Annotated in this window: 22 protein-coding genes; 10 read left to right on the top strand and 12 right to left on the bottom strand. The window is 59.7% G+C overall.

Features of this window, described 5'->3' with window-relative positions; translation table 11 throughout:
• Positions 1-712: zinc-binding dehydrogenase (locus JWR14_RS12185; RefSeq protein ID WP_299706475.1), on the top strand; the 712-nt coding region annotated here is incomplete at its 5' end.
• Positions 713-816: 104 nt separating this feature from the next.
• Positions 817-1,053 carry a hypothetical protein gene (locus JWR14_RS12180; RefSeq protein WP_299706472.1) on the top strand — a complete coding sequence of 79 codons (237 nt, stop codon included), beginning with the start codon at positions 817-819 and terminating at the stop codon, positions 1,051-1,053.
• On the opposite strand, the gene JWR14_RS12175 is transcribed toward JWR14_RS12180, so the two are convergent.
• Positions 1,044-2,225, bottom strand: coding sequence for a PAS domain-containing sensor histidine kinase (locus tag JWR14_RS12175; protein WP_299706469.1), 1,182 nt, complete (start codon positions 2,223-2,225; stop codon positions 1,044-1,046). The genes JWR14_RS12180 and JWR14_RS12175 overlap by 10 nt on opposite strands.
• A gap of 350 nt (positions 2,226-2,575) precedes the next feature.
• On the opposite strand from JWR14_RS12175, the gene JWR14_RS12170 reads away from it, so the two are divergent.
• The 5 genes from JWR14_RS12170 (at position 2,576) to JWR14_RS12150 (ending at position 8,048) form a co-directional block, all read left to right on the top strand.
• A complete protein-coding gene (locus JWR14_RS12170) occupies positions 2,576-3,160 on the top strand; it encodes an OmpW family outer membrane protein (RefSeq protein WP_299706478.1) in 585 nt (194 codons plus the stop codon).
• Between the two features lie 159 nt (positions 3,161-3,319).
• Positions 3,320-4,012, top strand: a complete 693-nt coding sequence (locus JWR14_RS12165) for a CBS domain-containing protein (RefSeq protein ID WP_299706466.1) — start codon at positions 3,320-3,322, stop codon at positions 4,010-4,012.
• Positions 4,013-4,403: 391 nt separating this feature from the next.
• Positions 4,404-5,789 (top strand): glutamate decarboxylase, encoded by a 1,386-nt coding sequence (locus tag JWR14_RS12160; protein ID WP_299706463.1) that lies wholly within the window; start codon positions 4,404-4,406, stop codon positions 5,787-5,789.
• A 54-nt stretch (positions 5,790-5,843) separates the two neighbouring features.
• Complete coding sequence (locus JWR14_RS12155) at positions 5,844-7,325, top strand: amino acid permease (RefSeq protein ID WP_299706460.1); 1,482 nt, start codon at positions 5,844-5,846, stop codon at positions 7,323-7,325.
• Positions 7,326-7,592: 267 nt separating this feature from the next.
• Complete coding sequence (locus JWR14_RS12150; RefSeq protein WP_299706457.1) at positions 7,593-8,048, top strand: DUF2934 domain-containing protein; 456 nt, start codon at positions 7,593-7,595, stop codon at positions 8,046-8,048.
• A gap of 96 nt (positions 8,049-8,144) precedes the next feature.
• On the opposite strand, the gene JWR14_RS12145 is transcribed toward JWR14_RS12150, so the two are convergent.
• Both JWR14_RS12145 and JWR14_RS12140 read right to left on the bottom strand, forming a co-directional pair.
• Positions 8,145-9,065 (bottom strand): NADP-dependent oxidoreductase, encoded by a 921-nt coding sequence (locus tag JWR14_RS12145; RefSeq protein ID WP_299706454.1) that lies wholly within the window; start codon positions 9,063-9,065, stop codon positions 8,145-8,147.
• Positions 9,062-10,129 (bottom strand): alkene reductase, encoded by a 1,068-nt coding sequence (locus JWR14_RS12140; RefSeq protein WP_299706451.1) that lies wholly within the window; start codon positions 10,127-10,129, stop codon positions 9,062-9,064. The genes JWR14_RS12145 and JWR14_RS12140 overlap by 4 nt, the downstream gene beginning before the upstream one ends.
• A 103-nt stretch (positions 10,130-10,232) precedes the next feature.
• Here JWR14_RS12140 and JWR14_RS12135 point away from each other — a divergent pair, with 103 nt between their 5' ends.
• Together JWR14_RS12135 and JWR14_RS12130 are read left to right on the top strand one after the other, a co-directional pair.
• Complete coding sequence (locus tag JWR14_RS12135) at positions 10,233-11,123, top strand: LysR family transcriptional regulator (RefSeq protein ID WP_299706448.1); 891 nt, start codon at positions 10,233-10,235, stop codon at positions 11,121-11,123.
• Between the two features lie 393 nt (positions 11,124-11,516).
• Positions 11,517-12,233 carry a dienelactone hydrolase family protein gene (locus tag JWR14_RS12130; RefSeq protein WP_299706445.1) on the top strand — a complete coding sequence of 239 codons (717 nt, stop codon included), beginning with the start codon at positions 11,517-11,519 and terminating at the stop codon, positions 12,231-12,233.
• 71 nt (positions 12,234-12,304) lie between these two features.
• Here the strand turns inward: JWR14_RS12130 and JWR14_RS12125 are convergent, their stop codons facing one another.
• The 8 genes from JWR14_RS12125 to JWR14_RS12090 form a co-directional block, all read right to left on the bottom strand.
• On the bottom strand, positions 12,305-12,799 hold the full coding sequence (locus JWR14_RS12125) for a DUF3237 domain-containing protein (protein WP_299706442.1): 495 nt from the start codon (positions 12,797-12,799) through the stop codon (positions 12,305-12,307).
• Positions 12,800-12,882: 83 nt separating this feature from the next.
• Positions 12,883-13,203: an NIPSNAP family protein gene (locus JWR14_RS12120; protein ID WP_158938058.1), complete on the bottom strand. Its 321-nt coding sequence runs from the start codon at positions 13,201-13,203 to the stop codon at positions 12,883-12,885.
• 39 nt (positions 13,204-13,242) lie between these two features.
• Positions 13,243-13,992 carry a glucose 1-dehydrogenase gene (locus JWR14_RS12115; RefSeq protein ID WP_299706429.1) on the bottom strand — a complete coding sequence of 250 codons (750 nt, stop codon included), beginning with the start codon at positions 13,990-13,992 and terminating at the stop codon, positions 13,243-13,245.
• 99 nt (positions 13,993-14,091) lie between these two features.
• A complete protein-coding gene (locus JWR14_RS12110) occupies positions 14,092-15,081 on the bottom strand; it encodes a zinc-dependent alcohol dehydrogenase family protein (protein ID WP_299706426.1) in 990 nt (329 codons plus the stop codon).
• 81 nt (positions 15,082-15,162) lie between these two features.
• Positions 15,163-16,278, bottom strand: coding sequence for an alkene reductase (locus JWR14_RS12105; RefSeq protein WP_299706423.1), 1,116 nt, complete (start codon positions 16,276-16,278; stop codon positions 15,163-15,165).
• Between the two features lie 74 nt (positions 16,279-16,352).
• Positions 16,353-17,000 (bottom strand): glutathione S-transferase, encoded by a 648-nt coding sequence (locus JWR14_RS12100; RefSeq protein ID WP_299706420.1) that lies wholly within the window; start codon positions 16,998-17,000, stop codon positions 16,353-16,355.
• A gap of 91 nt (positions 17,001-17,091) precedes the next feature.
• Positions 17,092-17,838 carry an SDR family oxidoreductase gene (locus JWR14_RS12095; protein WP_299706417.1) on the bottom strand — a complete coding sequence of 249 codons (747 nt, stop codon included), beginning with the start codon at positions 17,836-17,838 and terminating at the stop codon, positions 17,092-17,094.
• A gap of 39 nt (positions 17,839-17,877) precedes the next feature.
• A complete protein-coding gene (locus JWR14_RS12090) occupies positions 17,878-18,741 on the bottom strand; it encodes an alpha/beta hydrolase (protein WP_299706414.1) in 864 nt (287 codons plus the stop codon).
• Between the two features lie 181 nt (positions 18,742-18,922).
• Here JWR14_RS12090 and JWR14_RS12085 point away from each other — a divergent pair, with 181 nt between their 5' ends.
• The gene (locus JWR14_RS12085; protein ID WP_299706411.1) at positions 18,923-19,813 is read left to right on the top strand and encodes a LysR substrate-binding domain-containing protein; all 891 of its coding nucleotides are present in this window, start codon (positions 18,923-18,925) and stop codon (positions 19,811-19,813) included.
• 48 nt (positions 19,814-19,861) lie between these two features.
• Here the strand turns inward: JWR14_RS12085 and JWR14_RS12080 are convergent.
• A partial coding sequence (locus tag JWR14_RS12080) for a cytochrome P450 (RefSeq protein ID WP_299706408.1) occupies positions 19,862-20,668 on the bottom strand: 807 nt, incomplete at its 5' end.

Genomic DNA, 20,668 nt, shown 5'->3' with positions numbered 1-20,668 from the left:
GATTCTCGGCAACAAGATCGACGGCACGCAAGCTGAATATGTGCGGATCCCGCATGCGGAAACGAGCTTGTATCCGATTCCCGCCGGTGCCGACGAAGACGCGCTGGTCATGCTCTCGGACATCCTTCCGACCGGTTTCGAGTGCGGCGTGCTGAACGGAAAGGTGCAGCCGGGCAGCACGGTTGCCATTGTCGGTTCGGGTCCAATTGGCTTGGCTGCGTTGCTCACGGCGCAGTTCTACGCGCCGGCGCAGATCATCATGATCGACCGCGATGCGAACCGGCTGGAAGTAGCGCGAACCTTCGGCGCGACCGCGTGCGTGAACAATGCAAGCGGCGACCCGGTTCCGGAAATCATGAAGCTGACGGGTGGCATTGGCGTGGATTGCGCGATCGAAGCGGTGGGCATGCCGGCCAGCTTCGAGCTATGCGAATCGATCATTGCGCCGGGTGGCACCATCGCCAATGTGGGCGTGCACGGCGTGAAGGTCGATCTGCACATGGAATGCCTGTGGGACCGCAACATCACGATTACGACGCGACTCGTGGATACCGTCAGCACGCCCATGCTGCTCAAGACCGTAGGTTCCGGGCGTCTGGAAGCGGGCAAGCTCATCACTCACCGCTTTGCGCTGGACGACGTTCTGAAAGCGTATGAGACCTTCTCTCAAGCCGCCGATACGCATGCGCTCAAGGTGATTATTGAATCGTAAAAAAACTGGAGGTATTCTGTAGGCGTTGGCCTGGATGGGGCGCTTTCGATGTTGGCGGCACAAACACGGAGCGGCCGTCAGGCCGTCGAGTAAGGAGACATGACATGGCACTGACGGGTCAGGTGACCGGAGATAACTGGAGCGTTTCCACTCAAGGCATTCCGGTCGACGACAGCTTTTGCTGTGAAGTACACGTCGCGCATAGCGGGCCGGCAGGTGAATTCAAGCATCAGTTCCGGCACTCGAAAATCTTTGCCCGCGAGTGGGAGGCAGTGCTCGACGGCTTGCGCGAAGGCGTTGTATGGATCGGCTTGAAGCGTTCTGAAACGATTCATCTGTAGGGCGGCGTGGCGATGCCTTGGTTGCCGCCCTGGTTCGCCTTGACGGCGTCGACGGGCAATGAGATGTCAATTCGAAATCCGTCGCCCGGCGCGCTGTCGAATGTTGCTTGTCCGTGTAACTGGCGTACCCTTTCCTGCATGCCGAGTAGTCCGAAGTTCTGCTTGCTCCGGCTGCGGTCGAGCGTTGTCCCTTTGCCGTTATCCTCAATATGCATCCGGAATTCGTCTTGCACGACACGCATCTCTACGCGCACCCGGGTGGCTTCGGCGTGACGCGTAACGTTGGTCAGCGCTTCCTGCACGATGCGGAAAATGGCGGTTGCAGCCGTCGGCGATAACACCAGTTGATCCACCTCGTTTCGCACGGTGACGGCGAGCCGGTAGCGATTGCGAAATTCCTCGGCGAGCCATTCGGTCGCAGCCCCCAGGCCCAGATCGTCGAGCATGGGAGGACGCAGACCGCCTGCAATACGCCGGGCCGAGGCGATGATCGAATCAATTTGCGCTTGCAACGCAATCGTCTGCTCAATGGGTTGGCGCGCGGTTTTGCTGTCGTCCGCCGTCTGACCCAGCGCGGCGACATCCATCTTGAGCGCGACCAGTTGCTGGCCGAGGTCGTCGTGAAGCTCGCGTGCGATCCGGGTTCTTTCGTCCTCGCGTGCGCTCTGAACGTGCAAAGACAACGCACTGGCATGCTGAAGCTCGATCAGCCGCAGCCGGTCCGTCATGTCCCGCGTGACCTTGGCGAAGCCGCGAAGCGTGCCATCGGGTGCGTGAATCGCGGTGATGGTTACGTTTGCCCAAAAGCGCGAACCGTCCTTGCGCACACGCCAGCCTTCATCTTCAATGTGACCTTCAGATGCAGCCAGCGCCAGTTCCGTGCGCGGCTTGGCCGCGGCAACATCGTCGGGCGTATAGAAAACCGAAAAGTGATGCCCGATGATTTCCTGGCCCGCGTAGCCCTTGATGTTTTGCGCACCGCGGTTCCAGCTCGCGACACGCCCGTCCGGATCAAGCATGAAGATGGCGTAGTCCTGTACCGCGTCGACAAGCATCCTGAAGTGGATATCGCCCAGGGCATGGGGAAATGCGTTGCTGGCGAACTCGTCGTTCGCTGGCGTGCTGCTGGACAACGGTGAAGACAACGGTGAAGCGGGGCGGTCGCTTGGCACGTGGTTCTCCGGCTCGAATTGCTCGTGTCGCTCGTTAAACCTCTGGGCGCCGCCCTAAGCGTAAGGTTGGCGCAGAGCGTGTTTGCCAGGATCAATTGTATATGGCGGGGTGCGCCGCTGTGGTACGCCGGCTGGACAGCACGGAATGAGCCCGGCATGCGCATATTGAAGTGGACAGTGCAGTCCACGCGGAAAGCGCAATACACCACACCCTTGTTATACCGGTTTGCTGATCCACATCATGGCGCAGTAACAGCTCCATTCGGAAAATCCCCCTACGGCAAAACGCATTCGCGACCGGAAAAACAAGGGGAAAATCCGTGGGAAAGCATTCACTATTTGCAGCGGCGCTGTTGAGCGCGACTTTATCGGCGGTATGCCTGCCGGCACAGGCCGATCAGGGCGACATTCTTGCGCGAGTCAGGGCGATCAGCATCCAGCCCAGTGTTTCCGCAGGCGGCACACTGGGAAGCATCGGGACGGGCGTCAACAACAGCATCGTTCCCGAGCTCGATTTTGTTTATATGGTGCGTCCGAGCATTGGCATCGAGTTGATTCTTGCCACCTCGCGTCATCAGGTTACGTCGAGCGCCGGCGCGCTCGGCGGCGTGAACGTCCTGCCGCCCACGCTCTTGCTTCAGTACTATTTCAACGCGGCCGGCAAGGTTCGCCCCTATGTTGGCGCGGGCGTGAACTACACGCTGTTTTATAACAACGGGCTGCACGCCGGAGATACGCCCGTATCGATCAAGAACTCAAGCTTCGGCCCTGCGCTGCAAGCGGGTGTCGACGTGCAGGTTGCCCGCAATCTGTTCGTCAACTTCGACATCAAGAAAATCTGGATGCGCACCAGCGCGTCGGCGGACGGCGCATCGCTTGGGTCGCTCAAGATCGACCCGCTGATAGTCGGCGTTGGCGTTGGCATGCGTTTCTGATGGCGGCACGGCTGACTGAGCAGGGTTGATCCGAACGCGGTTGATCTGAATCATGTCCGCCGCGCGATCCTTCACTAGCATTCTTAGTGGTGGCGAGTTCTCATGAGGGTAGTTCAACCCTTGTTCAGTCACTCGCCCGATCACATTGAGGGGAATACCATGCGAGCAGTCGATGTCATGACCAGGAAGGTCATTACCGTGGGACCCGGCACGACCGTGCGAGAGGCCGCGCGCCTGTTTGCCGACAACCACATCAGCGGTGCGCCAGTAGTAGACGATGAGGGTCGCTTGCTCGGCATGCTCACGGAGGGTGACCTGATCCATAGAGCCGAGATTGGCACGCAAGCCCGGCGACGCTCATGGTGGCTTGAATTCTTTGCGTCGACGCAGAATCTTGCCGCAACGTATATCAAGGAGAACGCGCGCCTGGTTAAGGACGTCATGACGCCCAAGGTGATTACCGTCAAGGAGACCACGCCGGTTAGCGAAATAGCCGATCTTCTGGAGCGGCATCGTATCAAGCGCGTTCCGGTGTTGTACGACGGCGAGCTGATGGGAATTGTTAGCCGGGCGAATCTGGTGAAGGCGTTGGCCAGCGTTCCAAAGGACGCGGGCGTGACCATGCTGGACTCCGACCAGACCTTGCGCGACGCGGTTCTCCGGGAACTTGGCGGTCACCGTTGGGCCGTGCCCTCAGAAAACATTATTGTGAATGGCGGCACGGTTCATCTATGGGGTGTTGTCACGTCATCCGAGCAGGCGCGTGCCATGTGCATCGCTGCGGAAAAGGTGCCGGGCGTCAAGGGCGTGGAAGACCATACCGACGTTCCCATGATGATTCCTGCGATGTAATTGGTGATTAATCCGGGCGTCGCGACCCGGCTTAATCGATGTCATGGCGAATGAATGGCGGCGGCCATAAGCGTGTTTGAAAGCCGCACGTAACCGCGCATAACCGCGGGTCGCCCATAACCAATGCCTGCTTCAGGGTTTGAAGAGCCGCCCGCCATGCGCATGACACAGGTCAACGACCGTTTGGATTAGCGGGATATAACGGTATCAGGCCGCGCGAAGCGGCTGCCACCTGCACCGCAAACCTGATATTTGGCCGGCTCTTCAAGCAGTCGCAAGACACACCACTTTCACGTGGTTGCAATCAACCGCATGGCTTCGCAACGAAGCCATTTTGCTTTAAGCACCGCACGCCCGGCATCTCCGCTCAATCTTCCCACCGGAATGGTCAATGACATTTCTTAAGCCCGCGCTCAGCAACGCCGAAGCGAACAATGACGAGTATTCGACCACTATCTCTGGCGCGTCATTGCCGAAATATCGCATTCCTAAAATGCCTTCGGAACCTCATGCGGTGTTCGATCTGGTTCGAGATGAACTTTTCATGGATGGCAATTCGCGTCAGAACGTAGCCACCTTCTGCACGACCTATGCAGACGATGAAGTCCGCCGCTTGATGGATTTATCGATCGACAAGAACATGATCGATAAAGACGAATATCCGCAGACCGCCGAGATTGAAAAACGCTGCGTCCATATGCTTGCCGACCTGTGGCATGCGCCACGTTCGTGGGAGACAACGGGATGCTCGACCACTGGTTCTAGCGAAGCCTGCATGCTCGGCGGACTCGCTCTGAAATGGCAATGGAAGAAGCGCCGTCTTGCTGAAGGAAAATCGGTCGACAAGCCCAATATTGTGTGCGGACCCGTGCAAGTGTGCTGGGACAAGTTCGCCCGTTATTTCGATGTCGAGCTTCGCCAGGTTCCCCTCAGCGGGGATTCGCTCGGTCTGCAACCGGAGCAGCTTGCCGCGTATTGCGATGAAAACACCATCGGCGTGGTCGCTACGCTCGGCATTACGTTCACCTGCGTTTATGAACCCGTCAAGGCGCTCGCGGGCGCCCTCGACGCGTTGCAACGAGATGTTGGCCTGGACATTCCCATTCACGTGGATGCAGCCAGCGGCGGATTTGTCGCGCCTTTCATCCAGCCGGATCTGGAATGGGACTTCGCCATTGAACGGGTGAAATCCATTAACAGCTCGGGTCATAAATATGGTCTTGCGCCGCTCGGGGTAGGTTGGGTCGTATGGCGCAGCGTGAAGGATTTGCCTGACGACCTGATCTTCATGGTCGACTACCTTGGCGGCAACATGCCCACGTTCGCACTTAATTTTTCGCGGCCGGCGGGACAGATCATTGCGCAGTATTACTTGTTGCTCCGGCTAGGCCACGAAGGCTACAGGCGCATCCAGCAGGAATGTGCGGACACGGCGCAATTCCTGGCGGACGGTCTCGCCAAGCTCAGCGCCATAGAAATGGTGTACGACGGCCGCGGCGCGTTGCCTGCGGTTTGCTACAAGCTGCGCCACCCCGATACCGCCGGCTTTTCGCTTTTCGATTTATCGGATCGTGTTCGCATGCGGGGCTGGCAAATCGCCTCCTACAAGCTTCCCGCTGACCGGGAGGAAACAATCGTCCAGCGCATCCTGATTCGCCGTGGCATCACGCGCGACATGGCCGTACTGCTCCTGAATGACATCAAGACCGCGATCGCCCATCTGCTTGAGAACCCAATGCCTAATTCAAAGGCGGGACCGGGATTTCACCATGACTGACATTGACGGCTTAGTTGACCACTTAGGCGACGACTTAATGACCAGGGGTTTGGTATGACTGCGACAGCAACAGCAAAAAAGGGCACTTACCTGAGTGCCACTTCAATCGGCCTGATGACGGCGGCCGCCGTGGTGACCAGCTTGCGCGGCTTGCCGCTGCTCGCGAAAGAAGAGATGACGATGTTCGTCTACCTCGCGTTCACCGTGATTTTCTACCTGATCCCGGCGTCACTGATCTCCGCCGAACTGGGCGGTGCTTTCGCCGACCGGCGCGGCGGAATATATACGTGGGTGGGTGAGGCATTCGGCAATCGATGGGGCTTCCTCGCGATCTGGCTGCAATGGATTCAAAACGTGGTCTGGTATCCGGTTGCGCTGACGTTCGGCGCGGCGGCTATCGCTTATACGATCGGCCGTCCGGAACTGGCGACCAATGGAGTATATGTTGGCGTGTTTTGTATCGTTGCCTATTGGCTTGCTACCTGGGTGGTGCTGCAAGGCGTCGAAGTGTTTGCGCGGATCGCCAACTGGACCTTTATTATCGGCACGATCGTTCCCGGATTTGTATTGCTCGCTTTGCTGGCATACTGGATCTATACCGGGCACGCGCTCGGCTGGCAGCACATTAAAGACCCGGCGCTGTCGGAAGCGGGTCATGCGCGTTATTGGCCCGCGATCCACGGCTTTGGCACCATCGCGTTTCTGGCAGGTATTGTGTTGCTGTTCGCCGGCGTAGAGGTCCAGGCCGTGCATGTGATGGACATGCGCAGCCCGAGCCGAGGTTACCCGGCGGCAATCGGTCTGGGCGCCATCATCTCGATCCTGATTTTTGCGCTTGGTGCGCTGCCGATCGCAGGCATTCTTCCGTACGAAAAGATCTCGCTGCAGTCCGGCGTATTCGATACCTTCGCTGCGGTCATCACGGACATCTGGCACATGCAGTGGCTGGTATCGGTGCTGTCGCTGCTGGTGGGCGTGGGTGCCATAAGCGGTGTGTTGGCGTGGCTCGGCAGCCCTTCGCGCGGGCTGCTTGAAACAGCGCATGAGGGTGAGCTGCCGCCGGTGCTGCAGGCCAAGAACAAAAAAGGAATGCCTACGCATATCCTGCTGGTGCAAGGGGTGATTGTTACCCTGATGTCTTGCTTCTACTTCGTCATCAAGGACGTATCGGTCGCGTTTTTCCTGATCTCGGCAATGACGATTGCGCTGTATTTGATCGCTTACATGCTGATGTACGCAGCAGCGATAAAACTGCGTTATTCCGCGCCCGATCTCAAGCGTCCGTTCACGGTGCCCGGCGGGATCGTGGGGATGTGGATATTTGCGGGTGTCGGCCTCGCGGGCGTGGTGTTCAGCTTCGTGGTGTCGTTTTTCCCGCCCGACCAGTTGCCAGTGGGTTCGCCCGCCATGTACATCGGACTGGTGACGCTTGGCATTGTGGTGTTTGGAGGAGTGCCGCTGATCATCCATCACGTGCGCCGCAGTAGTTGGGCTGCACCGGCTGATGCTCCGGTGCTGGCGGCGGCTGCGAAGTAAGCGGGGGACCGGGCCCGGTTGGTGAACTGGACACGCGGAGCATGTTCAACCGGGTTCGCCGACCGATTTATGCCGAACTCTTGTTCCCGTGGATTGATCCTTGCGCAGTCATCTGTGTGTGAGGCGCGCCAACATCGGTCCGTCGTGAAAGATGACGCGGATGTGATTGGCGAGCGACACCGGGCTTAAGGCCACGCGGTATTTATGTCCGGGTGGGCTTGCTCTTTGAAAGTGATGATTCGGCAAACACCCTTGAGGAGCACGGCAATGGCGCAGCGCTTGATTGATGTGTTGGACGGCAGTGGAACGGTTATTCATACCTACCCGGTCACGCTTGGGCCGGACGAGGACCACGCCGATGATTCGCGCTACAAAGCAAAGGCGCTGGAGGCGGCCGCCCACGGGCGACTGGTGTCCGATGCCGAACTGCCAAGCCTCAGCGCGAGGATTCATGTGGGGCGCAGTGGTCAGCTGGCGTCTTATGGCGACGACGTTGACGGTCGTTCGGAAACGAAACAAGCTCTGGAGGAGGACATCCGCAAGCGTGCCTATCTTATGTGGGAACAGGATGGTTGCCCTGAGGGCCGGGCCGACGACTATTGGCAACAGGCATTGCATCAGCATCTACGCGAGCGTGCGTATGTGCTCTGGCAACAAGAGGGAAGTCCGGAAGGCCGTGCCGATGAAAACTGGAATCGGCTACGTGAATTCGGGGCTCAATGATCAGGGCTTTGATGCCACGGGTCGGGGTCTAAGCGATCACGATCACTCCAGGCGTGAACGATGACTTCGACGCGGCCTTCCGCCGCGAAGCCGTTATCAAAACACGATCACCGCTTTCCCCGGACCATGTCCCGTCTTGTTTCGCTCGATCGCAGCGGTAGCGTCGCTCAATCCGGCGACTTCCGATACTTCCACCCTCACCGCGCCTTGCTCGACCATCTCTACAATTTCCGCAAGTAGTGCCGCATCGGGTCGCATCTGAAACCAGGTGCCGCGGTTCCCCGGCGGAGTCTGCGCCGCGATATCCGGCGCGGCCGTGCTCACGATTCTTCCCGCGTCGGCTAACACTTGCCACGAGTTGGCCAGCGCTGCGCCACCCACGAGATCAAGCACCAGATCGACATCGCGGGTCAACTTCCAGAACGAAGAAGTCCGGTAATCGATGACCTCATCCGCACCCAGCCCGCGCAGATAACCCGCGTTGATGCCCTGAGCGGTCGTGATGACTCGCGCCCTCGCACGCCGCGCGAACTGAACGGCGAAACTTCCAACACCGCCGGCCGCACCATGAATCAATACGGTCTGGTCGCGTTTCAGCTCTCCCGCTTCGAACAAAGCTTGCCATGCGGTCAGCGCACCAACCGGGATGGCCGCGGCACGTTCGTCGGTCAGGCTGGCAGGTGTCTTCACCAACGTGTTCGAAGTGATCGCTATAAAATCGGCATAGGCGCCAAGGCCGGCCATGGGACCCATGACGCGATCGCCAATGGTGAACCCGGGCACGTCCTGGCCGACTTCAATCACCTCGCCGGCGAGTTCAACGCCGAGCGTGACAGGGAGGGGCAGCGGGAAATCGTTCCGCAAGAAGCCATCGCGGATCTTCCAGTCGAGACTGTTGATTCCAGCGGCCCGGACATGAACCACGACTTGACCTGATGCGGCGGACGGCATCGCGATGTCGTCGATTTTCAGGGCGTCTGGACTGCAATAGGCATGAAGTCGAAGAGCGCGGTTCATTGAGCTTTCTCCAGTGCGGGATAGTCGATATACCCCTTCGCGCCGGGTGAATAAAACGTGTCGCGATCAGGGGTGTTGAGCGGTGCACGGCCAAGAAAGCGCTGCGGCAAATCCGGATTCGCGAGATACAGGCTGCCGAATACGGTTGCATCGGCGTTGCCTTGCTCGATCAACATTTGCGCTGTCTCACTGGTCAACCCACCGCCTGCCAGATACGGGCCATTGAACAACGGGCGCAGGAACGTGCGGTAATCGAATTCGCTGCTGGTCTTCACAACATGCAGATACGCCAGCTTGAGCGCAGCGAGTTGCTCAACGAGATATCGATAGGTATCCTGCGGTTTTTCATCGATCACATCGTTGAAGCCCATTTCCGGCGCGATCTTGATACCCACGCGGTCGCTGCCAGCTTCCTGAGACATCGCGCCGATTACTTCCAAAATGAAGCGTGCGCGATTTGCAAGCGAGCCGCCATAAAGATCGGTCCGCTGATTCGTCCCCGATGACAAGAACTGCTCGGGCAGATACCCCGAGGCCGCATGCAATTCAACGCCATCGAAACCCGCCGCCAACGCGTTGCGCGTGGCAAGCCGATACGCCTGGACGATTTCCGCGATCTCATCGGTTTCAAGGGCGCGCGGTTGCACAAACTCCTGCGGTCCCGTCGCCGTGAATACCTTGCCGGCGGGTCGGATAGCCGACGGAGCAACCGGCGTCGCGCCGTTCGGCAAGAGACTCGGATGAGAGATGCGACCCGTGTGCATGAGTTGCAGGAAGATCAGACCGCCCTTGGCGTGCACTGCATCGGTGACATGCTTCCAAGCCGCGATCTGCGCTTCGGAATGAATACCCGGCGTGCGCACGTAGCCCTTGCCCATCGGTGCGGGATAGGTGCCTTCCGTGATGATGAGGCCGGCTCCGGCACGCTGGCCGTAGTAGTCCACTGCCAGGGGCGAGGGCGCGCCGGTGGTGTCGTCGGCGCGTGAGCGGGTCATCGGCGCCATGATGAAGCGATTGCGAAGCGTATAGCGGCCAATACGAGTGGTGCTGAAGAGCGGGTTCATGTCAGTTCCTTGGTTGACGAGGGGTGGAGACAGTGTGCATTGATCCATTTAAGGGATAAATAGCTATAATTGAAAACAGTGATCCACCAGTGGAGCAATCATTGTGGAACTGTTGAGCTATATGCGTTTGTTCGTGGAAGTGGCGCGGACCAAAAGCTTCAGGGGCGCAGCCGAAGCGCTCGATATGCCCAACTCAACGTTGTCGCGTCATATCTCGGAGTTGGAGAAGACGATTGGCCTGCAGTTGCTGCATCGCTCGACGCGCAAGGTCGAACTCACCGCCGCGGGCGAGGTGTATTTCAAGCGGTGCCAGAGCATTGTCGACGAAGCGCGCATTGCGCACGAATCTCTGCTCGATGTGGTGGAGCGGCCCGGCGGCACGCTGCGGGTATCGATGCCGGTCGATCTCGCGACCGGTCATCTCGCGCCAATCCTGCGCGACTTCGCCAAGGCTTATCCGCTGATCAGTTTTGAATTTGACGTGACGCCGCGGCGCGTGGACCTGCAGAGCGATCCGTTCGACCTTGCCATTCGCATTGGGCCGCCGCCGACGACTCCGTCAACGCTGGTCGCGCGGCAAATTGCGCTGTTGCCGCGTTATCTCTATGCATCGCCCGACTATCTCAAGGCCGCTGCGCCGCTCACTCATCCCGACGATCTGACGAGGCACGTGGTGTGCATCGGACAAGGAGCGACTAGTCAGGAGGAGGCCCGGAGAACCTTTCATCGCGGAGAAGAGGTCGTCAATGTGATGATTGCATCGCGCTTCCGGATGAACAGTGTTGGCCTGAGCCGTGCGCTGGCGGTGTCGAGCGTGGGTATTGCCGTGCTCGATTCGGAACTCGCCCGTGAGGAGGTGGCGTCAGGTCGCTTGCGACGGGTACTGCCTGACTGGAGCCTTACATCGGTCCCGGTCTACGCAATTACCGACACGCGATTATTGCCTGCCAGGACCCGTCTGTTCATCGATTTCATCAAGGCGCGGATGAGTTAGCGGCGTCTTTGGCATTAAATCCTGCGTCTCGTGAACGCAGGCGACCGTACCCTATGAACCAGGCTTTGCCGACTTCACTAAAGGTATAGGACTTCACGAATAAAAATGATGTAAAACCGAACAGGGATTGCGTACATTCGGTGTAAACGGTGGTGTTACCTGAGCATGGGAGTCGCATAAAAACAGGAATCCTATGTTTATAAAAAGATATTGATGCCGGATCTGATTAACCGGTCGACCCGGTTCGCCAAGGCGGTGCGCGAACATCCTTGCGTGCCGCTTACTCCGAAGACAATGGCGCACGTTGCAATCAGCAGCCGGATTAGTGCGCAGCTAAGCACGCTCGCGCCGCTGGCGCTATGCTACCGGTTCCGCCCAACCGAGGACCATGTCATGAAACAGTCACCAGGATCCATGATCACTTACCAACGCCCTGACGGGAAAGACGTCCAGGGTTATTTGGCGACACCGCAGAAACTGGAGGGTGCGCCCGCCATTGTCGTGATTCAGGAGTGGTGGGGATTAAACGACCAGATTCGTGGCGTGGCAGACCGCTTCGCGCAATCCGGTTATCTGGTGCTGGTCCCCGATCTTTTCCGCGGCAAGACCACCGTCGAGGAGGCAGAGGCAAATCACCTGCTAGGCGCGCTCGACTTTGCCGACGCCGCCGGTCAGGACGTCGCAGGCGCCGTGCAGTACCTCAAGGCACGCTCGGAGCGGGTCGGCGTGACAGGCTATTGCATGGGGGGCGCGCTGACGCTGTTGGCTCTGAGCCATGTCGCGGGCATTTCTGCCGGCGTGGTGTGGTACGGCTTCCCGCCGCTCGAATATATCGATGCATCGAAGATCAAAGCCCCCGTGCTCGGTCATTGGGCGACGCAGGATGAGTTCTTCCCGGCTGAAACGGTCGAGGCATTGGAAAGCAAGCTGACCGAGGCCAAGGTCGATGTGGAGTTTCATCGCTACCTTGCGCATCATGCGTTTGCCAACGAGACCGCGGTCGGGCCGGGCCGTATTGCCAGGACCCAGTTCGATCCGGTCTGGTCGCAATTGGCGTGGGACCGGACGCTGACCTTTTTTGGCCGTACGCTTTGGCCGCACGCCGGCTAGCATTGCTGATTCTGTAGAGCAGCGGCTAGCCGGCGAACCGCCGGGTCGACCGCGTCTCGCGAGCATACCGCTTACAAGACCTCAAACACGCTGTAGACCGGCCCATAGGCGAACCGGTGTCCCGCACCCACGGCGATTATCCGGTTTAGCCACTCATACTTTCCTGCTGGTGCTTCGAACATGGGGTTGATCCGGAAGTAGTAGCTTGCCGGGTCGACTTCCTCGCCTTTTTCCAGTCGCGCAATGACGTCAGCGGGCCCGTGGCGCACGCCGCGATACGCCATCGTGATGTTCACGCCATCGTCGGTTTGCAGGATCAGGCGCACGTCGAGAGTGGTGCTTGCGTCGCTGCGTACGGTCTGCCAGTCGGCGCCGCCGTCCAGCACCTTGCCTGACAGCCGCTCGCCGGTGAACGTTCCGGACGGCACAATTCCCACGCGGCGAAACGGCCCCGGGGTTTCCCCGACGATCACAATCGGCTTGACGTCGAGCCGCATGACGAACAAAGGGCGGGTTTGCACGCTCTTGAGCGGCGTGGGGAGGTCATCGAAAAGCGGAGTCGACATGGTGTTCACCATCGCTAGGATCAAGCAGCGGCGTCGGTCCGTATGACGAACCTGAAGGCCGCGTGTTGATTGGATTGTCTGAGCTATTTAAGCGGCGAGAAGTCAGTGGGGCGCATGATCCGCGACTCCATGCTGACGAGAATATCCAGCGCTTTCACCTTGCTGCCGAATGCCTGCCAACGACTGTCCGCGGCCATCCGGTCGCGACGCTCAAGCCGGTCGTCCAGGCTCTTGTATGCCCAGATATGAACGATCTGGCTGATGTCGCCAATCTCGGTCGTGAAGAAGCCGACCAGTTCGCCCAGGAATTCCTTCTGAAGCGGCAGGGCCTCGCTTTTGTACAACGCAAGCCATTCAGCGGCGCGCAACGGTTTAAAGGTATAGGTCCGGATTTCGTAAAGCATCGGTTATCTCCTTGGCTTTATTAAGGGGCGACAAAAGGGCTACGACGCGGTTCGTCCGCCATTGACCCTGAGCACTTCGCCGGTCATGAAGCTCGACTTGTCGGACGAAACGAACACAATAGCGTCGGCGATTTCTTCAGGCGTTCCGGCGCGTTTGAGCGGGACGGCCGCGAGAAAGGCCGCCTTGCGTTCCGTATCTGCCAGCAGCCGATTCAGCATTGCCGTTTCCACGGGACCAGGGGCGACGGCGTTGACCCGTACACCGAACGCCGCGGCCTCAAGCGCTGCGGATTTCGTCAGACCTTCGACCGCGTGCTTGCTGGCCACGTAGAGGGACGCGCCTGCCGCCCCACGCGCACCCATTGTTGACGATAGGTTGACGATGCTGCCGCTGCCTTGCGCGTTCATCACGCGCAGTTCGTGTTTCATGGACAGCAGCGTGCCGAGCACATTGGTGTCAAAGACGGCTGCGTAGCGTTCGGGCGTCTGCTCCATCACGGGCGCTGACTCGCCTTCGGCGCCCGCGGCGTTGACCGCCACGTCGAGCCGTCCGAAGCGGGCTACCGTGCCGTCGACGAGATTGCGGACATCGTCTTCGAAGCGGACATCCGCCTGAAGAAATTCAGCTTCTACGCCAAGTGCGTTCAGTTCTGCGGCGAGTTTCCGGCCTTCTTCAACGCGGCGGCCCGACACGACAACACGCGCGTTTTCGCGGGCGAATGCAAAGGCGGCGGCGCGGCCAATGCCGGTCAACGCGCCGGTGATAAGCACAACAGAGTGGTTAGACATTTCGTTTATTCCTTGATCGGGCAGTGCACAGGCGAGTCCTGCCGGTCGCACCGCCAGTCATCAGGTACCGGCGCCCGGGACCGGGCGCCGGCGCTTTGTTTACACGGTCACCACGATCTTGCCGAACTGGCCGTTGGTTTCCAGATAGCGATGTACCTCGACCATTTCGTCGAACGTGAAGGTGCGATCGATCACCGGTCTGAGCGCGCCGCTCTCGAGTCCCTTGAGCACGAACTCCACCGCGGCCTTCCGACGCGTTGCGTCGCCGCTCGTCAGCCAGATGTTGTGAGCCTTGACGGTGATCATCTTGGCGATCATGTCCAGCACGGGCAATGGCGTCACGCCCTCGCTAAGCGCGCCGTAGATATACGCAATGCCCTGGAACGACAGTGCGGAAATCAGCTTCGCGAAGGTCGGACCGCCGACCGGGTCGAACACGACGCGCGCACCCTGGCCGCCCGTGATTCGCATGATTTCTTCGACCAGGCCGGTCTCGTCGGTGACGATCACGTGCGCCGCGCCCGCATCGAGCAACTGCTGCTTCTTGTCGGCCGTGCGTGTTGTTGCGACGGACGTTGCGCCGGCGTAGTTGGCGATCTGGATTGCTGCCAGTCCGACGCTGCTGGACGCTGCCGGGATGATCACAAAATCGCCCTTGCCCACCTTCGCATCTTCGATAAGCGCGCCGTAAGCCGTCACGAACATCATCCAGACCGATGCCGCTTCAGCATATGAAAGCGATTCCGGGTGCTTAACGACCGCGTGCTCCGGCGCGATGATGACTTCGCCGTACGTGTGGTACTGGTTCATCGAGAACGACGGAATGGTGTTGACCTTGTCTCCCGGCGTGAAGCTGGTGACGTCGCTACCCACGGCGTCGACGATACCCGCTGCTTCATACCCGAGACCGGCCGGGAACTTGACGGGTTCAATGTACGCGTCCGCGCGCCACATCGCTTCGGCGCGATTGATGCCTATCGCCTTGACCGTGATGCGAACTTCGGACGGACCGGGAGCGGGTACTTCTGCCTCGACGAATTCGAGGACTTCGGGACCGCCGGCTTTGGCAAATTTGATGGTGCGTGACATGAGACTCTCCAGAATAAGGGGTTCGAGCTGCGTTCAAGCTGGGCTCAGGCAAAGCGCCGAAGCGCCGAAGCGCCGCTCAGTTCATACGGTTTCTGCCACTTCCACGGCAGGCAAATAAGCGGGAAAATTCGAGTAATACTTTTCATCGCCGCCCCAGAATGCGGCGCGGACATACGGTGTAAGCGGCAGCTTGCGTTTCAGACGATACGGCAAATCCGGATTCGACGAGAAGTGCCGGCCGAACGCGACCAGATCTGCATCGCCGGATGCCACGATCGCTTCGGCACTGTCGCCGGCGAAACCGCCGGCCGCGATGATCGGACCGGAGAAGTGCGCACGGAGATACTTCGTCGCAACAGGCGCTTGCCCTTCGTGCAGCGTTTCATCGCCTTTGATGCGCGGTTCGATCACGTGCAGATACGCGATCTTGTATTCGTCGAGGACCTTCGCGACGTAGCTGAAGGTCGCTTCGGGATCGCTGTCGGAGATGCCGCCCCATTCGCCTGACGGCGAGATGCGCACGCCGACCCGGTCCGCGCCCCACACGGAGATGAGGGCTTCAACGGTTTCGCGCAGGAAGCGGACGCGGTTTTCGACTGGGCCGCCGTAAGCGTCGGTGCGCTTGTTGGCGCCGTCCTGGATGAACTGATCCACCAGGTAGCCGTTCGCGCCGTGAAGCTCGACGCCATCGAAACCTGCATCCAGCGCGCGTTGTGCCGCGACGCGAAACTCTTCGACAATGCCCGGAATCTCTTCAATGCGAAGTGCCCGATGCGGCGAAGCCGGAACGAACCCGTCCTTGGTCAGCGCGACGCCATCAAACGGGACGACCGAGGGTGCTACCGGGTCGACACCGCCGGTCATCTCGACGTGGCTTTGACGGCCGCCGTGAATGAGCTGCATGAAGACCCGGCCACCCTTGGCGTGAACGGCTTTGGCAATGGCCTTCCAGCCTTCGACCTGTCCGTCGTGATAGAAGCTGGCTGCGCCCAGGTACGAGCGGGCGAGGACAGAGATGCTGACGCCTTCAATGATTTCGAGCCCGCCATTCGATGCACGCTGGCCGTAGAAGTCGGCCATCATCGGGCTGGGAATGTCGCCGGGCTGGATGGTGCGCAGGCGGGTCATCGGCGCAAGGACAACACGATGCGAGAGGGCATAGGCGCCAACTTTCTTTGGTGTGAACAAGCGAGCCATGATCTTTCCTTTTAGCAGGTGATTCAGAATGAGTTTCTGATGGCGCCGGTCTCGCAAGGACCGGCGCCAGGGTTTTATGCGGTGGCGCTCGGCCGGGCAGAGACCTCGTCGTACCATCGACGAAACGCGGTATGTTCTGCTGGAATCGGCATCTTCAGCGCGTTGGCGGCGAAGTCGACCGTGACCAGCGTGGTGATGTCCGCCGCCGAGAATTCATTACCGGCGACGAACCGGACTGTCTCGAGCCGAACGTTAAAGTCGGAGAAAAAATTCGCCACGCGTTGTTTGCTGCGGTCGACCAGTTCAGGAATCTGCTCATAGGCATGCGGTCCGGAAAGCGCACGGCCTTTCAGTCCGGCAACCGCGTTGCGCACGCCTTCCATGACCGGCGCGAAGCCGTCCAGTTCTGCGCGGCGTTCCCACATGGTGACCAGCGCCTTTGATTCCGGCGTTGTCCCAAGCAACGGAGATTGGCGGTACGCTTCCTCCAGATAGCGCCAGATGGCGAGCACTTCCGCGATCACGGGGCCATCGGCCAAGGCGAGCGCCGGCACCTGGCTGCGCGGATTGATTGCGCGGTAAGCGTCGGAGAACTGCTCCTTGGCGCCCAGGTCAACCGGGTGCATGGGGATATCGATTCCCTTCTCCGCGATAAAGATGCGCACGCGGCGTGCGTTCGGCGAGCCTTTCGATTCGTACAGTACGGGTGGTGAGAGTGTCATTTTAATCATCCTTAGTTGTTTCGTTTGAATTTGGATGCCTAATCAATTGAGTTTTTTACACACACTTGAATCAGGCTTGAATCCGTTCGGACTAGAGTTTCGAACCGCCGTCCACACGCAACGTTTCGCCGGTAATCCAGCGCGCTGCATCCGATGCGAGAAAGGCGACCGCGCTGCCAATATCGTCCGGTTGCGCGACCCGTTTTAGCGCTTGCATGCCGAGCGTGGCCTCGCGTCCCGCGTCAGTCTTCGTGAAGCTCGACATGTCGGTTTCAACCACGCCGGGCGCTACCGCATTGACGCGAATACCCCGTATGCCGAGTGCTGAAGCGAAATGCCTGACGAGTGTATCGACTGCGCCTTTGGTTGCCGCGTAGGCCGGGAGGGTACCCACTGCGGCGTGCGCCGCGAGTGAGGAGAGCAGAACGACGCTGCTGCCTTTGCACATCACCGGCAGTAGTTGCTGCACGAGGAAATAGGGTGCGCGTACATTCACGGCGAACAGGTTGTCGAAATCTTCGACGGTCGTTTCCTCAATGCTCGCCGCTTTTGAAACGCCGGCGTTCGCTACCAGGATGTCCAGTCGATGACCCACCACGGCGCGTACACGGTTGGCAAGCGTATGCGGACCGTTTGCATCGCGCAGATTCGCGGCGACCTTTTGAGCGTTGCCGCCGGCCGCACGAATTTCGGCGACGACCGCATCCGCTTCTTTTTCACCGCTGCTGTAGTGAACCAGCACTTGTGCGCCTTCTTTGGCAAGTGCGAGTGCGCTGGCACGGCCGATGCCGCGTGAAGCGCCCGTGACGAGAGCGGTCTTTCCGGTGAGGTGGGTCATGATCAGACTCCTGCAGGTTGAATGAATATGTACGTAGGCTCAGGCGTGTTCGTCGCTCTCGGACAGGAAGTGCGCCACATGCGTGACGAAGCGTTCGGGATACTGGTACAGCGAGCCGTGGTTGGCATCCGGGTAAATGATCAACTGCGCGTTCGGAATGTTCTGCTGCAGGATCCACGAGTTGATCGAGTAGATGATTACGTCGTTATCCCCGTTGATCACGAGCGTGGGTTGAGCGAGCGCCAACAGGTAATCGAAAGGATTCTCGCGGGGCGCGCCCCACTTGGCGAGCGCGGCGAGTTGCGCCGGTGCGACCTTGTCGTTGGCTTCGGGATCCCGGCCCTCGGTGCGCAGACGCAAGCGCTGCAGAAACTTGCGGCCGGCTGCCTGGCTCGCATCGGACGGCGAGAAATGCACGCGGAGCCACAGATGATCCGGCTCCTCGTAGGTCGCGCCGAAAATTTCCTGTGCTTCCGGCGTGAGCGATGCCATGCCTTCGCCGCTACGGGGACCCGTGCCAACCAGGATCAGCCGGCGTACGAGCTGCGGCTCGGCCAGCGCCAGTTCCTGTGCGATCAGGCCGCCCATCGAAAAACCGAGCACGTCGACTTGCGTGAGCCCGAGTTCCTTGATGAAGGCAACAGCGTTGGCAGCCATCTCTTCAATCGACTGCGGTACCTCACCTGACGTGCTGGAGATCCCGGCGTTGTTAAACAGGATCACTTCGCGACCCTGCGCAAGACCGTTGGTGACAGCGGGATCCCAGTGGTCCATCGTGCCGGTGAAGTGGATGTTTAACACGAGCGGCACGCTACCCGTCTTGCCGAAGCGCCTGTAAGCGAAGCGGATGCCGTTTGCATCAACGAATTGCGTCGGGGCGGTTTGGTGCGTGTGGCTGGTCATGACGATTCTCCGATATAGATGAAAGGCATGGAGCGGGGTAGATTCCAATTCGTTGCGATGAACAGACCGTTGCCGTTTCGTCGCTGCCTGATGCGTAATCTAGCCGGGCCTTGCGGAAAGTAAAAAGACTTTGTAGGCTGGCGGGCATGCCTGAAAAGCATGGCTAATCTGAGAGGAACGAATGGAGCTTCGACATCTGCGTTACTTCATGGCGGTCGCGGAGACCGGTAGTCTGACCGTCGCGGCCGAACGCCGCCTGCATACGTCGCAGCCGTCGCTTAGCCGGCAGATCCGCGATCTGGAAGATGAGGTTGGAGTGGCATTGTTCGTCCGCAGCGCGCGTGGTGTTGAGCTGACGCCGGCGGGTAAGGCGTTTCTTGACCACGCGCGGTTAGCGCTCACACAAGTCGATGCCGCTATTGAGGCGGCGCGCCGTGCCGCGCAACCCACGAAACAGGTTTTTGCGCTCGGCTTTCTGACCGGTCAGGAAATGACCTGGCTGCCACGCGCGATGCAGGTGCTGCGCGATGAACTGCCGAACATTGACGTGACGGTATCGAGCCACTATTCGCCGGATCTCGCCGATGCGCTCGCACGCGGCAAGCTCGACCTCGCGTTCCTGCGTGCCGAACCGGGGTTCGATCTGGACTATCGCGTAGTCAGCCGCGAAAAGCTGATTGTGCTGATGCCCAGCGATCATTCGCTTACCGAACGAATGGCGATCCGTCCCGAGGACTTCGTGGGCGAGACCTTCATCATGGCTTCGAACAAGGCGAAGGTGCTGCACGAAGTAATCGAGCAGTATCTACAGCGGAGCGGAGTAAACGTTACGCCCGAACATGGCGTCGATAATCTGGCGATGGCCATGTCGCTCGTAGCATCCACGCGTGGGCTGGCTCTGATGCCGGAGTATGCGAACAACTTGCTGCCCTGGTCGGTAGTCAGCCGCCCTCTTGAAGGCGAGACACCGACGATCGATCTTGTTATCGGCTACAGCAGGTCAAACACGTCTCCCGTCCTGAAGTTGTTTCTGTCGAGAGCAGACGAGTTGGTGGTGCACCCTCCCACTTGATCCTCATGGAAAGGGCGCATTCCACGCACATCACGAATTACCAGGTGGCTAACGTAGCGCCCTTAACGATTCCACCCCCCGCAGGGTATTGCGTTGCCGCCACTGCAGGGAATCGAGATTCGTGATGCGCAGATCCGGCAGCCGCGAGATGAGGGTGCCCAGCCCCGTTTCGAGTTCCAGCGTCGCTAGCCGCGCACCCAGGCAGTGATGAATGCCGGCGCCGAATGAAAGCATGCGGCCCGGCGCCGGGCGGCCTATATCCAGTGCGTCTGGTTTCTCGAACTGCTCCGGATCGCGATTCGCGGAACCGATCATCATGAACACCATTGTGCCGCGCGCGATCGAGTGGTCTGCCGCCTCCAGGTCTTCAAACGCCGTACGCACGATCATTTGCACCGAGCTGTCGAACCGCAAGCACTCTCCAACCGCCTTGGACAGCAGCGACGCGCCCCCCTTGAGCCGTGCTAGTTGCTCAGGGTGGCGATGCAACGCAACCAGCGCATTGCCCAGCATGTTCGATGTCGTTTCATGCCCGGCCACGAACAGTAACAGCACGTTCGAGATGATCTCGTCATCGGTCAGCGATTCACCGGCTTCCTCCGCGCGAAGCAGCGCGGACACGAGGTCGTTGCCGGGTTTCGTGCGCCGCTCCTCGACCACGCCCTTGAAATAGCGCTCCAATGTTTGCGTCGCTTCGTTCGCCGCGGCAAGGTGCGCGGCGTCCATGGGCGCAGCTTCCAGCGCGTTGCCGAAGTGGCTTGCCGCCGAGCCGAGTTTGACGCCATCTTCCACAGGCACATCGAGCAACCGGCAGATGACATTCACCGGTAACGGCAATGCGTAGTCGCTGACCAG

The organism is Caballeronia sp. (assembly GCF_028292365.1).
In the GTDB taxonomy this organism is placed as follows: Bacteria; Pseudomonadota; Gammaproteobacteria; order Burkholderiales; family Burkholderiaceae; genus Caballeronia.
This window is presented reverse-complemented; position numbering and strand designations above follow the sequence as displayed.

What these genes read in the sequence shown, in the direction of transcription:
- JWR14_RS12180 (WP_299706472.1), top strand. Translation starts at nt 817, where the DNA reads ATGGCACTGACGGGTCAGGTGACCGGAGATAACTGGAGCGTTTCCACT.
- JWR14_RS12165 (WP_299706466.1), top strand. Translation starts at nt 3,320, where the DNA reads ATGCGAGCAGTCGATGTCATGACCAGGAAGGTCATTACCGTGGGACCC.
- JWR14_RS12160 (WP_299706463.1), top strand. Translation starts at nt 4,404, where the DNA reads ATGACATTTCTTAAGCCCGCGCTCAGCAACGCCGAAGCGAACAATGAC.
- JWR14_RS12155 (WP_299706460.1), top strand. Translation starts at nt 5,844, where the DNA reads ATGACTGCGACAGCAACAGCAAAAAAGGGCACTTACCTGAGTGCCACT.
- JWR14_RS12150 (WP_299706457.1), top strand. Translation starts at nt 7,593, where the DNA reads ATGGCGCAGCGCTTGATTGATGTGTTGGACGGCAGTGGAACGGTTATT.
- JWR14_RS12145 (WP_299706454.1), bottom strand. Translation starts at nt 9,065, where the DNA reads ATGAACCGCGCTCTTCGACTTCATGCCTATTGCAGTCCAGACGCCCTG.
- JWR14_RS12140 (WP_299706451.1), bottom strand. Translation starts at nt 10,129, where the DNA reads ATGAACCCGCTCTTCAGCACCACTCGTATTGGCCGCTATACGCTTCGC.
- JWR14_RS12130 (WP_299706445.1), top strand. Translation starts at nt 11,517, where the DNA reads ATGAAACAGTCACCAGGATCCATGATCACTTACCAACGCCCTGACGGG.
- JWR14_RS12125 (WP_299706442.1), bottom strand. Translation starts at nt 12,799, where the DNA reads ATGTCGACTCCGCTTTTCGATGACCTCCCCACGCCGCTCAAGAGCGTG.
- JWR14_RS12120 (WP_158938058.1), bottom strand. Translation starts at nt 13,203, where the DNA reads ATGCTTTACGAAATCCGGACCTATACCTTTAAACCGTTGCGCGCCGCT.
- JWR14_RS12115 (WP_299706429.1), bottom strand. Translation starts at nt 13,992, where the DNA reads ATGTCTAACCACTCTGTTGTGCTTATCACCGGCGCGTTGACCGGCATT.
- JWR14_RS12110 (WP_299706426.1), bottom strand. Translation starts at nt 15,081, where the DNA reads ATGTCACGCACCATCAAATTTGCCAAAGCCGGCGGTCCCGAAGTCCTC.
- JWR14_RS12105 (WP_299706423.1), bottom strand. Translation starts at nt 16,278, where the DNA reads ATGGCTCGCTTGTTCACACCAAAGAAAGTTGGCGCCTATGCCCTCTCG.
- JWR14_RS12100 (WP_299706420.1), bottom strand. Translation starts at nt 17,000, where the DNA reads ATGACACTCTCACCACCCGTACTGTACGAATCGAAAGGCTCGCCGAAC.
- JWR14_RS12095 (WP_299706417.1), bottom strand. Translation starts at nt 17,838, where the DNA reads ATGACCCACCTCACCGGAAAGACCGCTCTCGTCACGGGCGCTTCACGC.
- JWR14_RS12090 (WP_299706414.1), bottom strand. Translation starts at nt 18,741, where the DNA reads ATGACCAGCCACACGCACCAAACCGCCCCGACGCAATTCGTTGATGCA.
- JWR14_RS12085 (WP_299706411.1), top strand. Translation starts at nt 18,923, where the DNA reads ATGGAGCTTCGACATCTGCGTTACTTCATGGCGGTCGCGGAGACCGGT.